This is a genomic window from Mycobacterium sp. E1214, assembly GCF_001666755.1.
Lineage (GTDB): Bacteria > Actinomycetota > Actinomycetes > Mycobacteriales > Mycobacteriaceae > Mycobacterium.
This window is the reverse complement of sequence record NZ_LZJC01000104.1, coordinates 1-12,064: the sequence shown is the minus strand read 5'-3', so window position 1 is coordinate 12,064 and position 12,064 is coordinate 1. Positions and strand designations below refer to the sequence as shown.

Annotated in this window: 12 protein-coding genes and 1 pseudogene; 6 read left to right on the top strand and 7 right to left on the bottom strand. The window is 65.9% G+C overall.

The features are described from left to right. Positions 1–1,103 (bottom strand): IS110 family transposase (locus A5700_RS14980; protein WP_231991412.1); only part of this gene is annotated, 1,103 nt, incomplete at its 3' end. Positions 1,104–1,656: 553 nt separating this feature from the next. On the opposite strand from A5700_RS14980, the gene A5700_RS14975 reads away from it, so the two are divergent. Then, on the top strand, positions 1,657–2,856 hold the full coding sequence (locus A5700_RS14975) for a hypothetical protein (RefSeq protein WP_068072320.1): 1,200 nt from the start codon (positions 1,657–1,659) through the stop codon (positions 2,854–2,856). 263 nt (positions 2,857–3,119) lie between these two features. On the opposite strand, the gene A5700_RS26135 is transcribed toward A5700_RS14975, so the two are convergent. Then, positions 3,120–3,281: a hypothetical protein gene (locus tag A5700_RS26135; protein ID WP_156671231.1), complete on the bottom strand. Its 162-nt coding sequence runs from the start codon at positions 3,279–3,281 to the stop codon at positions 3,120–3,122. A 192-nt stretch (positions 3,282–3,473) separates the two neighbouring features. Here A5700_RS26135 and A5700_RS14970 point away from each other — a divergent pair, with 192 nt between their 5' ends. After that, the gene (locus tag A5700_RS14970) at positions 3,474–3,914 is read left to right on the top strand and encodes a hypothetical protein (RefSeq protein ID WP_068072317.1); all 441 of its coding nucleotides are present in this window, start codon (positions 3,474–3,476) and stop codon (positions 3,912–3,914) included. A 103-nt stretch (positions 3,915–4,017) separates the two neighbouring features. Here A5700_RS14970 and A5700_RS14965 read toward each other — a convergent pair whose 3' ends face one another. Both A5700_RS14965 and A5700_RS14960 read right to left on the bottom strand, forming a co-directional pair. Further along, entirely contained in the window at positions 4,018–4,860 is an 843-nt protein-coding gene (locus tag A5700_RS14965) for a ParB N-terminal domain-containing protein (RefSeq protein ID WP_068072314.1), read from the bottom strand. Beyond that, the gene (locus A5700_RS14960; protein WP_068072311.1) at positions 4,860–5,573 is read right to left on the bottom strand and encodes a ParA family protein; all 714 of its coding nucleotides are present in this window, start codon (positions 5,571–5,573) and stop codon (positions 4,860–4,862) included. The genes A5700_RS14965 and A5700_RS14960 overlap by 1 nt, the downstream gene beginning before the upstream one ends. A 1,156-nt stretch (positions 5,574–6,729) precedes the next feature. Here A5700_RS14960 and A5700_RS14955 point away from each other — a divergent pair. Further along, complete coding sequence (locus tag A5700_RS14955) at positions 6,730–7,524, top strand: ParA family protein (protein ID WP_068072330.1); 795 nt, start codon at positions 6,730–6,732, stop codon at positions 7,522–7,524. A 70-nt stretch (positions 7,525–7,594) separates the two neighbouring features. Further along, complete coding sequence (locus A5700_RS14950; RefSeq protein ID WP_231991410.1) at positions 7,595–7,885, top strand: hypothetical protein; 291 nt, start codon at positions 7,595–7,597, stop codon at positions 7,883–7,885. A gap of 14 nt (positions 7,886–7,899) precedes the next feature. Here the strand turns inward: A5700_RS14950 and A5700_RS27015 are convergent, their stop codons facing one another. The 3 genes and pseudogenes from A5700_RS27015 to A5700_RS27005 form a co-directional block, all read right to left on the bottom strand. Next, positions 7,900–8,151, bottom strand: coding sequence for a hypothetical protein (locus A5700_RS27015; RefSeq protein WP_231973869.1), 252 nt, complete (start codon positions 8,149–8,151; stop codon positions 7,900–7,902). A gap of 261 nt (positions 8,152–8,412) precedes the next feature. Further along, positions 8,413–8,577: pseudogene (locus A5700_RS27225) on the bottom strand (WhiB family transcriptional regulator); the annotation flags it as partial. Further along, positions 8,574–8,954: a hypothetical protein gene (locus A5700_RS27005; RefSeq protein ID WP_231973868.1), complete on the bottom strand. Its 381-nt coding sequence runs from the start codon at positions 8,952–8,954 to the stop codon at positions 8,574–8,576. The gene A5700_RS27005 and the pseudogene A5700_RS27225, both read right to left, overlap by 4 nt. Positions 8,955–10,349: 1,395 nt before the next feature. Between A5700_RS27005 and A5700_RS14935 the strand changes: the two genes are divergently transcribed. Together A5700_RS14935 and A5700_RS27295 are read left to right on the top strand one after the other, a co-directional pair. Next, positions 10,350–11,264, top strand: a complete 915-nt coding sequence (locus A5700_RS14935) for a DUF2637 domain-containing protein (RefSeq protein ID WP_156671230.1) — start codon at positions 10,350–10,352, stop codon at positions 11,262–11,264. Positions 11,265–11,309: 45 nt separating this feature from the next. After that, positions 11,310–12,064 (top strand): DUF4226 domain-containing protein (locus A5700_RS27295; protein ID WP_156671229.1); only part of this gene is annotated, 755 nt, incomplete at its 3' end.

Here is a 12,064-nt window from a genome sequence, read left to right as displayed (position 1 = left end):
CTCCGCAGGCGCCGCGTTCGATCCGGAGAAATTCGAGGACTCGGTCGCCTTGTTCGCCGACTACATCGAGTGGCGGGGGCCGAGGGGTTGGGGTGATCGTTGTGGAGGTGGCGATACACGCGGCGGACGACACGTCGTTCGACGCGTCGTATTGCTTCGGCGTGTGAGTCGCCGAGGTCGCGCCGGGCACGGTAGTAGGCTTCGCCGACGCCGCCGTGGCGGATCTGTGTCATGGCGATCCGGTAGAGCGCGTTGTTGATGCGCCGGTTGCCGGAACGGCCGATTTTGGCGTGCACCGATTTCGCTCCCGACGAGTGTGGAATGGGCGTGACTCCGGCGTGACGTGCGTAGGCAGCTTCGCTGCGGAACCGGGTGACGCCGGCGGTCTCGCCAACGAGTTTGGCTGCGGAAAGTACTCCACAGCCTTCGAGGGTCAGCAGTGACGGGGCGACGGCGCGCACTCGTACGGCGATGCGCTTATCGAGGGCTTTGATCGCCGGGGTGATGGCGATGATTTCGTCGATTTCGTCGCGGGCGAGTTCGGCCACGAGGCCGGTCTGGGTGGCGAGCCATTCGCGTACCGCGTGCATGTTCTTGTCGGTGCGCAGTGACCGCCCCTTGGCGCGGGAGGGGTCGAGCTCGTGTATCCGCCAGAGCACTCGATTGATCACAGCGGAGCGGTGGACGACGAGGTCTTCGCGTCGATCAACGAGCAGCTTGAGTTCTCGTGACCCTTCATCGTGACAGGCGACCGGCAGATCGGGTTCCCGTAGCACGGCGCGCGCTACCGAGAGCGCATCGATGGAGTCCGATTTGCCCCAACTGCGCGCTGAGGCACGGGTTTTGGCCATCAGCCGGGGGGGCACCCGCACCACTCGCTGGCCGGCGTCGAGCAGGTCGCGCTCCAGGCGCCGCGAGAGGTTGCGGCAATCTTCGATGCCCCAAACGACGTCGTCGGCGAATTCGCGTCGGGCCCAGTCCAGCGCTTTGAGATGTCCCTCGGGGGTGGCTTTGACTGTCAGCTCGGCGAGTTTGCGACCACCAGGGTCGACTCCCACCAGCGTGTGGGTGGCTTTGTGTGCATCAACTCCGATAACGACCATGACTCGTGCCCTTTGTGTTTGTGTGACGGCCGACTACGCAGGCGAGCGCGACGATGGCAACCCTGTTGGGCTTCCGTGCCGGCCCCGTCACACCCGGGGCCGGCAAACAAATACTTGGACGGCGCGGGGCCGGCAGTTCTACTCCAAGCCAAGCCCCGGGTGTGGGCGCGCGGACCGCCGCCTAGCTCACGTCGGTCACGCGCTTGCGGGTGACGTAATGTGCTGTCGCGCCGGCCATCCTCACCGGGCGTGGGCATAAACGTCCGAAGCCAAACCTGACGGCCGGCAGTGCTGAATCAAGCCCCATTACCCGCCTGCTGAGGACAGGCCCACCCTATCCGCGCACGCCTGCCGATCGGAACCCCCAACAGAAGACGCATGTGGGCCAGGGCCGACCTATCTTATTAGACGCGTGGCAAAGTGCGGTGGTCCGAGTTGGACGGTTGCTGGCTACAGTGCCGTGGTAGGCCGATGTGTTGCCGTGAGCGGAGTTTCACGCTCAGGTGGGCCGTAGCTATGGCATTAGCGCACCCGCGCGGGCTAACTTTGCCAGATGAGTATGGCGGCGTTTGTGGCTGGAGTCGACCGGCTGCTGAGTCGAGCGCACAATCTGTACCCGGCCGGCGGTGAAGGCGAGCCGTTGCCCACCTCAGGTGAGGGGTCGGTCCCTGAGTCGCCGCAGGGCGTTGGGGGGTTGCAGACCGGGGTGTCCCGCGCGGCAGGCTCGTATCGGCAGGCCCGCATCACCGCGGCGGCCCTGGACCAGGAGGTGCGGGCGGCCGCTCAGCAGGGCGCTGCGATCGGCGCTCAGGGCCGGCTTGGATCGGGGGTGATTCGCGATCAGGCCCGGGCGGTGGCCGCCGCGGCGGCACCGTTGTCGAAATCGCCCGCGGGCGCCCACCTGGTGATGGCCACGATGGATCAGCACCTTGCGGCGATGCAGGGCCAGCTGCAAACGACGAAGACTCAGAACCAGACCGTATCGGCGACTCTGCGCCAAGGCGCGGACGGGTATCAAGCACTGTCCAACGGCACGAAGGACTCCCCTGCCGATCCGACGATTCGTGCGGCTGGCTGGAAGCCAGGAGATCCGGTGCCGGCCGCGCCGGCACCACCGGGCGTGCCGCCCGTGGCGACAGATGCCCGCAACCCGTTTGTCGGCGATCCCCGTTTCGGATACTGGACCGACTACACCCCGCCGCCGTACACGGGGTCGAGTCCGCCTCCGCCGGCTAAAGAGCATGTGCCCTGGGCTGGCGGCGGCCCTGAGGGGGGCCCCACTGGCTTCTACACACCGGGCAGGACCTGGATCGGTGACAATGATGCCCCCTTCGCGGCTTACCAGCAGCAGTACAAGTTCCGGATTAACGGCGAGGACCTCACCTCCTACACCCAGGTCGGGCCGAATGGACAGATGCAGCGCTGGGTGGCCTACACCTATGAGGCGCAAGAATTCCAAAACGTCAGCCTCAACGGCGATATCTGGGTCAAGACGCCACCGGACGCGAGCACGGGCGGATTGGGTGGCGTGGCCACCGGGGGCATCAGCGGAATATCGGTGCCCCCCAAGATCGGGCCCTGGCAGCCCATTACACCCGCCCAGATCGCTGTCCTGTCGGCGAACAACCCGAGCGTGCACTACTACATGCCCGACCCCTGCGGGCAGCAATTCAGCTTCATCAACGGGGTAGCCACCGGCGGCAACGCACCCGGCCCTATCACGCCGAGCATTATTGCGGCCCCTCCGCCCTGACCGGCGGATTCCGGTTGGCGCACCACGTTGCCAGCGTTGGCGGGCACCCCAAGCGCTTGACACGGTGTTCGATCGACCCTGCCACCGAACCTATGCTCGGGCACCGGCTCCGTTGACAGTGTCAGCTGAGCGACAGGGGCAGACCCCGGCTCAGACCGCCGATCGGGACTGCCTCAGCCTTCTGAGGACACGAGCTCTCGCGCTGTGGTTTCACGTCACCAGCTATGGAGTGCTGTGTTGCGGCGAGCTAGGTGTCAGTACAGCTAGGAGGCGCGAGCAAGCAGTGTGCGCAGGCTGAGGTCGCGCATTAGTTGCGGCAGGCTGAGGCCTTGACGGTCGGCTTCTTGTTGCAGTGCTTGCAGGTCCTCTTCGGTGAAACGGACCAGGACCTTGCCGGTTAGTTTCCGCTGCTCGCTTCTGCTCACGTTCTCCTCCGGCGCGTGGGCGGGTGACGGGGCGCACCTCGTCGTGATGTCGTTAGTTTACGACATTGATGTCCTTAAATAGGCACCGGAGGTCATTTACTGGTCCGCATGTCGCTATTATTGTCCTTAATTAGCGCATGATGGGCTTACAGGCGCAGAGGACGCGTGCATTGGGGCCGGAGTAACCGAACGATGAGGCAGCCGAAGCAGCCGCCGCCCGGTGTGGAAACCACGCCGAGCGGCGCGGTCGTGTCGTTGTCCGAAGCTGCTCAACGTCTGGGCAAAGACCCGCGGACCATCGTCCGCGCGATCACGGCTGGGGAGATCCGCGGTGGGGCGATGCCGCGACCGGAGCGGTTGCGCTGGTATGTCTATGCCGACGAGATCACGGCAGCGACCGAGCCCGCTCCCCATCCCCCGTCGAGTGCTGAGCTCGATCTGCTTCGCGCGCAGGTGGTTTCACTGACCGAAGCTAACCGGCTTTTGATTGCCGCGCAGCAGGATCTGCTTGATGCCGACCGTGCCACCAGCGAGGCCGGCGACAGATACCGCGCGGTCGCCCGCAACTACCTTGACGCCCTCGCGCAGTTCATGACGCCGGGCAATCTGGGCGAGTTGACTGAGCAGACCTAGCGGGGGGCCTAGGTGGTCAGGGCCACCGGGCGACGCCGGCCAAACGGTGGGCCGATATCGGGGCGCCTGGCTGGGCTGATCGTCGGGCACGGGCGTTGATTCGTCACGTGACGGCGCGTGGCTGCGTCGTGAGTATGGCGAGCAAGATTTGCAGACGGTCGGGTCCCAGGTGGTTGTGCAGGGCCTCGGCGAGTAGCTGCGGTTTGGTATCGAAGTCGTTGAGCGCGGTGGCGATGAGCCGGGACGGGGTGGATGGCCGGCGGCCCCTCGCGCCGTGGGGCGTGCTGTCGTTTTTGCGGTCCTGGGCGACGCGCCAGCGCAGGACTTGGTCTTCCAGCGGCACGCGAGCTAGCGTGCGGGCTTCGCGGATGGCCAGTTCGCCTCGGCGCAGGGCGGTTTGCAGTTCGGGTGCCAGCGACAGCAGCGCTCGCCGTTGCGAGACCCAGGCTTGGGTCTTGTGCAGCCGGTGCGCCGCTTCGACGGCGCTGCCGCACTCGGTGGTGAGGGCCTCGACGGCTTTGGCTTCCTCGATGACGTCGAAATCTTGCCGGTCGACGTTCTCCGCGATCGAGGCGGAGATTAGTGTGACGCGGTCACGGGCGATGTCGTCGTTGACAACGATGGCTAGGTCGGTGCGACCGTATTTATGCGCTGCGGCAAGGCGCCGGCAACCGTTGATGACCACAAAGCGGGCGTCAATCGAGTCGTGCGGGTAAAGCTTGAGGTAGGCGCCGCGGGTGACGGCGACGGCGGGTTGCAGTTGGATGTCGGCGATGGATTCCAGGCCGGCAAGATCACCGAGATCCTCACGGGGGTTGCGCGGATTGGGCACCAGGTCGGTAAGCGGCGCGGTGCGGCTGGCAGCCGACAGCATCTGCTCGACCGGTGAGTGGTCGCCGACGGTGTTGGCGAGGGCCGCGAGGTTGGTGCGCTGTCCGCGGGCCATCAGCGTGCTCCTCCGCTGTTGAGTTCGAGGGCAAACTTGTAGAAGTCTTCTCGGGCTTGCAGCGCCACACGATTGACCGGGTATTCGGTCACCACCTGCCCGTCGGCGCTGGCCCGCGCGTGCAGCTTGTAGTGACGGATGACGGTGTGCGCCAGCGGCCAGTGGTTGGCCCGGACGAATTCCTTGGTCTCGTTGAGGTCATGGACGCCGTCGCGGGGGTCCCAGTTGTTGATGACCACCAGATAGGGAATGCCCCGCGGCTCAATGACTTTGGTGATGGTTCGGGCGGTCGGGTCGAAGCTGAGTGGCTCGGTCTCGATCGGCACGATGATGGTGTCGGCCACGTCGAGAACAACACGCAGAGCATCGGCGGCGGGTCCGCGGCCCAACGGGTCTCCAGTGTGGTTGCCGGCCTCGAGGTCGATCCATCCTGGGGTGTCGACGTAGACGTGGGCGATGCCGGGCAGTTCACCGAGGCGTTTGAGGCCGTCAAGATCGTCGTGGGCCTGCACGATGTGAAACGGCAGATCGTTGATCCGGGAGGCCCACCAGACGGCAGAGCCTTGCGGGTCGACCGAGACGGCGGCGACCGGTGAGCTCGCCTCGGGATCGTCGTCGCGGTTGAGGACGTCGGCGGTGACAGCGGCCAGGTTGACCGCGATGGTGCTTTTGCCGACCCCGCCTTTCTGATTGAGAACGACGTGCACAGCCATGAAAGGCCTTCCGTATGCTTCCCCCGCGTGCGGGGTACTTCGGATGAGACAGCCGCAGTCTACGGCGTGGCGGCCTGGGTGTCGTCACGACACGCGGTTGCCGCGCACCGTCGGTCGTCAGCCGGCCCGGTGAGTTGCACCCGTTCCAATGGCGGCGAGAGGTCACCGCCGCAGACTCGACCGGGTGTCCTTGCGCTGTAGCGATGAACTGGACCCTTCGTCGGGTCAGCGTTGATGCTTGATTCGGCGATCACAGCAGGCATGGACAGGGCTCAGGTTTCGACTTAACCGCGGTTAAGACTCGGACCGAGGTCACGGCGCCCGAGGCAACTTGCCTTTGTGGCCGCTCCCCCGCGCGGGATCGGGGACCGCCACAGTGACTAGCTCACCGCCCTTGTTCCCGCCCGGTGCGCGCGCTCGTTTTGCTGAACACCGGGCATCTGTACCGGCGTGCGGTCGCTGGTCGTTGGTGCCGCCACCGCGCTGTCACCCCGATGTCGGTCAGCTGATCCGTCACCGTGTGATTGCGTCACCCAATCACTGCCTGTCTGCACACACATGTACGCTCGCCGGGTCGGGTGACGCGGTTCCGGCGGTTGCTATTGATCCGCAAGATCACCGTGTTGCCGCGCGGCTGTGTCATTGGGTTGCTGACTGATCTGGCCACCGCGTGATGCCGTCCCCTGGTGATCTCGTCATCGGATGGTTGCATCACCCAGTCATTAGGTGATGTGATCGCCGCGCCACCTGGTCATCCGCTGATGCCGCGACGGCATGACCGGTTCGCCAGATCACCTCGTAACTGGGTGGCCGCGTCGCCACGTGACAGCGTCACACCGCCGCACACTGATTCCGTGACCGCATCACACGATGATCGCGCCACGCGGTGCGTTAGTTCCTCGGTCACCGCGTGGTGGAGTTACCCGGCGATCTAGTCACCGGATCACCGGGCGGCTGAGTGACGGCGTGAGGCGGCGATCGCATCGTCGGATTACCGCATCACCGCGTCGGCCTGTGACCGGGTCACCGTGTCCCCAAGTCATGCGATCACGGTGTCATGTGGTCATTGCATCGCTTCGACACACCGTGGCTGCGTCACCCAAATACCGGCGGGTCTTGCTCTAATGGTGTTACTGACGTTAAAGGAGTGGCCAGCGTGAAAGCAGAAGTGATCGCGATCGCCAACCATAAGGGCGGGGTGGGCAAATCTTTCACTGCGGTGAATCTCGCCGCCGGCTTGGCCCGGGCGGGATGGCGCACATTGTTGGTCGACTGCGACCCGCAGGGCAATTCCACGTCAATGTTCGACCCTGACGATGACGTCGAGTTCGACATCTATGACCTCATCGGCGACGGATTGCCGGTGGGCAAGGTGATCCGCAAGACGCGGCTGGACAATCTCGACCTGGTGCCCTCGACCTTGGCTGTGGCCAAGTTGGACATGGAATTGGTCACGATGCACCGTCGCGAAGAGCAGCTCACCATGGCGCTGCAGCCGGTGTATGACGATTACGACGCCGTCGTGTTGGATTTGTCGCCCAACCTCGGTCAGTTGGTGATTACCGCCCTCAATGCCGCGGACTGGTTCATCGTGCCGACCGATGCCAGTAAGTGGGGCAGGCGAGGGGTCAACATGTTTTTGGAGTGGTCAGCCACCTTGCGCAAGCATCAGGTGCTCTCCGCGGTGTTTTTGGGAGTGTTGCTCACCAAGTACGAGCCACAGACGTTGATCAGCCGCGAGACTCTGCACGCGCTGCGCGCGGACGGACTGGCGATCTTTGACACGCTCATCCCTAAGCGCACAGCCGCCGAGCGGATGGTCAGCGACCAGGTGGTATTGGGCGACGACCAGGCGGATGCGGATCTGGCGCAGGCGTATGCCAGCTTCAGTGTTGAGGTCATGACCCTTGTCGATGAGGGCCGACGGAATCGAGGAAAGCACCGTGCCTAAAAAAGACACTGCCGCCGCCGTACTCGGCATGTTATCGACCGCCGGCGCGCAGACCCGGCGGTCACCACAGATGCCCGACGCCGGCGAGCAGCCGCCGGCGTCGCCGGCCGTCACAGTGACGGAAAGCGCTCCACTGGCGGTACGCACGCTACCGGGGTCCACCTCAGCGGTAGAGCGACCCGCCGCCGGCGCGGAAGCGCCGCGCACCCTGCGGCTGCGCACCGGCACCGCGCAGCGGCTTCGGCAGGCCTGGCTGGAAGCCAAACGCGACGATGTCTTGCTCACCGCCCAGGACTTCGCGTCCGATCTGGTCGATGACGCCCTGGCGCGGCGCCGGCGGCGTCCAACCGCCCGACCTTAACCGCGGTTAAGGATCTACGCCGTCCGCGCCTGCGACCCTACCTCGCTGAGCCGTCCGTGTCGGTCCAGCAGCACCCAGCGCGTCTGACGCCACTGAAACGGCACCTCGGCGGGATCGCGGCCGCTGGCGACGAGGTATCCCGACCGAAGCGCGGACTGCGGGTCGAGCGCCGCCAGCTGCGCGGCGCACGCCCGGCAGGCGGCGAACAACTCTGCGCAGGACGGGGTTTCGAGGGGGATCGTAGGGTCGCCGCGCCGCGTTAGCATCTGGTCGCTGGTGTAGCGGCAGTGCTCACCGAGTACTTCACAGTGCCCGGAGCTGCGGGCCAATACGGCCGCGCGGGCGGAGCGGGCACGGATCGGTGCGGCCGCCCGGGAAGGCAGCGGGGGAGGTGGCGCCGGCCGTGCTGGGATCGTGCTCGATGCGGCCTGACTCCTATCGTCGCTGGGACTCGGGGTGGCGTTGGCGATGGCCCGCAGCCGGTGTGCGGCCTCATTGTGACTGCCGTCGATCCAGACGCCGGCCCACATTCCGTGGGAGGCACGTGCCTGCAGTGCTTGGCCGGCGCACCAGGTGCGGGCCGGGCAGGTCAAGCAGTGCATGAGTGCGTCACGGCGGCGACGTCGATCGAACCAGCGTTCCGAGTCTTGTTGGCAGGCCAGCTTCGTCGGGGGAGTGCAGTGGCTAATCATGGGCGGTGGGTGTCGCGGTCGTCGTAGCGTCGGCGGCGGACCCGTTCTTGGATGTCGCGCAGTGCTTGGCGGGCTGCTTGGTGGCCGGGTCCCGATAACGCCGCGCGGCCGGCGTCGCGAGCTTTGCGGCTGGCGTCGCGGCCGGCGAGTTGCTCGGCGATGCGCGCTCGGGCCTGCCGCAGCTCCTCTTGTTCGCGGGCCTCGTCGTAGGCCGACGGCCTGTCGGTGAGGTCCCCGTGGGCGGCCAGGATGGCGCCGAGCAGTCCGATGGGCTTGTGCGGTGCTTCGGGTACCCAATGGCCGGTGCCGGCCCAATCGCCGATCAGGGTGTTGACGTCGCGGGGTGTCCACCCGTGGTGGGCCGCTGGGGTGAGCACCGCTGCCCACGGCGTGCCGGTTCGATAGCGGCGGGCCCACGGCGGGCTTTGCTGATCCCGGATCCACTTGTTTGCCAGGGCCAGCCCCTGCTGGTCTGTGCGGTGGCGCCGCGGAGCGGCGCTGCTACCGGTGCTTGGGCGCCGGCTTCGGGTAGTGAGTGATCTTTTAATTGAGGGTTTCGGAGGGAAAAGAGACCCTCCGGGATGGGGTGACAGCAACTGGATTCGGCAGTCGTGCAGAGCCCACACCGAGGCCCATCCACGGCCGTTATCCCCAACCCGCCAGCTGGCGAATCGTTCGGTGCGGGTGCGCTGGCGGCCGCGCATCACCTCGGTCGCCACCCCCAGCAGCCGCAACGCGGTGGATGCACGCTGTACGGTGCGCACCGACAAGCCGGTCATCTGGGCTAGTGTGGCGTTGGTTGGGCGGCAGTTGCGCCCGGTGCGGTGATCGGCGAACGCTGCGCGCGCTTCCGCCACCGCCACAAGGGTTTTCAGGCTGACCGGATTGTTGGGCATCACAGGTCGCACGTCGCTGTCGTAGCGCGCCTGGTAGGCGGCCGGCACCGTGGATTGTGCCCACCGCGTGGCGCGACCACTCCAGCAGGGAACCGCGCTGCCGGCGGCGTCCAGTTCGAGAACGATGCGCGGAAGGCGGTCGAGGCAGTGCGCGCCGGCGCGCTGGATCCAGGCCGGCGCGGTTCGCGCGGTGCCGCGCCGACGTGAGGATCGGCTGCTGCCGCGGTAGGGATGGACGATGATGCGGGCGGGCTGGGGAGACGCGGCAGCTAGACCGGGCACAGGGTATGCGCTACCGTGGAATGCGCCTTTCATGACGATTCCCTTCGTGGGGGGTTTTCGCGAAAGCACGCATTCGGTTCGAGCGGCAACTCGAACCGGCCGCCCTCGGCCTTCGGGCCGGGGGCTTTGCCGTTAAGGGGCTATCGCTGACGGTGAATTCAGTTGTGCGACACAGTGTTAAGTCATCCGGCGGTCGCCGGGTCGTAGTCCTTTCTCTTGGATGGCGACAACTCGTCGGCGGATATCCGCCAGGTACTTCGCGGCGGATATCCGCCCTCGGCCAATATGCCTTACATCGATGTCATTTCAATCGTGACACGCCGCATCAGCAGTCACATCTGTCACGCGCTCTGTCGGGCGGTCCCGACCGACGCGCGTCGCGGTTTACCGCGCATGGGTCACTGTAAGCAGCATCGGCGCCTTTGCGCGCCGCCCGAAGGTGGAGATTTTTTGGTGACCGCGACCGACGCGTAACGGTCGGGTCGGCGGTAGTTTCAGTGTCAGTGTGCCGTGGCCGAGCCTGCGTGGGATCGTGGGCCCACGGCTTCGGTGGCCGGCGTGTGTGGCCGGTTCGTTGTCTGTGAAGGGGTTTGAGTGGCGACACTGAGCACGCGCCGCAATGGAGTAAGGATCGCGGAGCGATCCGACGTTAAGGTTCATGCCGCCGACGAGGACTTGGGCCAGGGAGCGATCTCGATTCCCACTGAGGTGGAGTCAGATCCACCGCAGTCGCGGCGGTCGTCGGAATCGCTGAGCGCACCACCTGCGCAGCGGGGTGCGGCCGGTGAAGACGAGATGCGCACGTTGCGGTTGGTTCGCCACAGCCGTACCGCGGCGGTGTGGCTGACGGTGGGTATCGCGGCCATCAGCTTCGTCTTGTCATTCACCTCGTTGCGGAATCTGGCCGCCATGTCGGCGTGGCCCGGTTGGCCGTCGTGGTTGTGGCCGTTGATCCTCGATGGGCTGATCATCCTTGCGACGCTGGGGATTGTGTCGTTTGCGCCCTACCGTGAGCAGTTTTGGAACCGGGTTTTTCTGTGGGCGGTGCTGGGGGTAGCGGCTTTGGTGAGCGTCGGCGGTAACGCGTTGCATGCGTGGCTCTTCACCGGGCAGCTTGCGCCGTGGATGCGTTGGGGTGCTGCGGGTTTGGCTTGTGTGCCACCGATAGCGCTGATGGTGACGACGCATATTCTGGGGGCCCTGTGGCGATTTCATCCCGCGACGCCGCCCGATGAACGCTGGCAGCTGCGCGAACGCGCCTTCGCGCTGGCGGTAGAGCGAATGGACCGGTGGGAAGCTGCTGCGGGCAAGATGCATGAAGAAGGCTATTGCCCGAGCGTGCCTACCGAGAAGTTGGCGCAGGTGCTGCGGTACTTGTACGAATCTCGCCCTGCGTTGTCATTGCGCGCGATCGGGGCAAAGCCAGAGGTGGGTTTACATCACGACACGGTCGGCAAGATTCGCGATGCCGCTGCAATCGCGCTGGGCATGACAGCCGGCGACCAGTGACCGAACGCGACGAAATCGGCTGTGCGTGACCGTGGCATAGTGCGCGTGAGCACCGGTAGCGTTTTGCCCAACAACCCGCCGCGAGAGGAGATTTGGGCGGCCATGGGCTTTTTCGATGACGTCTTGGATGACCTTTTCGACGACCTGTCGGGGATCTTCGGCGGTGACGACGACGGTGACGGTGGCGAAGACGATGGGCCACCACAGCAGCCGGTGCCTGGCACGTTGCCGCCAGGCGCGCCGCCGTGGGCGCCCGCGCCGGCGCCTCCGGGCGGCCCCAGCGGCCTGCAGCAGGGCGCCGGCCAGGCCGGCACGACCTATCAACAGACCAGTGGGGCAGTGAATCAGACCGATGAGAAACTGGCCGATTTGCTCAAGCAGATCTTCGCGACCAACGACGACAACCGCGCACGAATCAACGCCATCATCGGCAGTATCGAAAACGCGCGTAAGGCGCTGACGTCGAACCCGCAGACGGCGGGCGACCCGCACGCCATGGCGTTGTTCAACCAATTCCTCGACGGTCAGCTCGCCGAGATTCAGCGGATTCTCGACAGCTCGAAGGTGGACAGCAAGAAACAAGCTGAGTTGCTCGCCGCCCTCGGGGATGAATACCGCGGGACCGCCGGGGGTGATCCCAAAAAGAAGGGCAACGGTGACGGTGAGGGCGCCGGCGGCGGAGACGGTGGCGGTGGAACCAGCGGCGGCTCCGGCGGCGGTGGAGGTGGTGACGGTGGCGGTGATGACGCTGGGGACGGTGGCGGCGCGGGGGCTGGCGGAACCACTACAGGTGCAGGGGG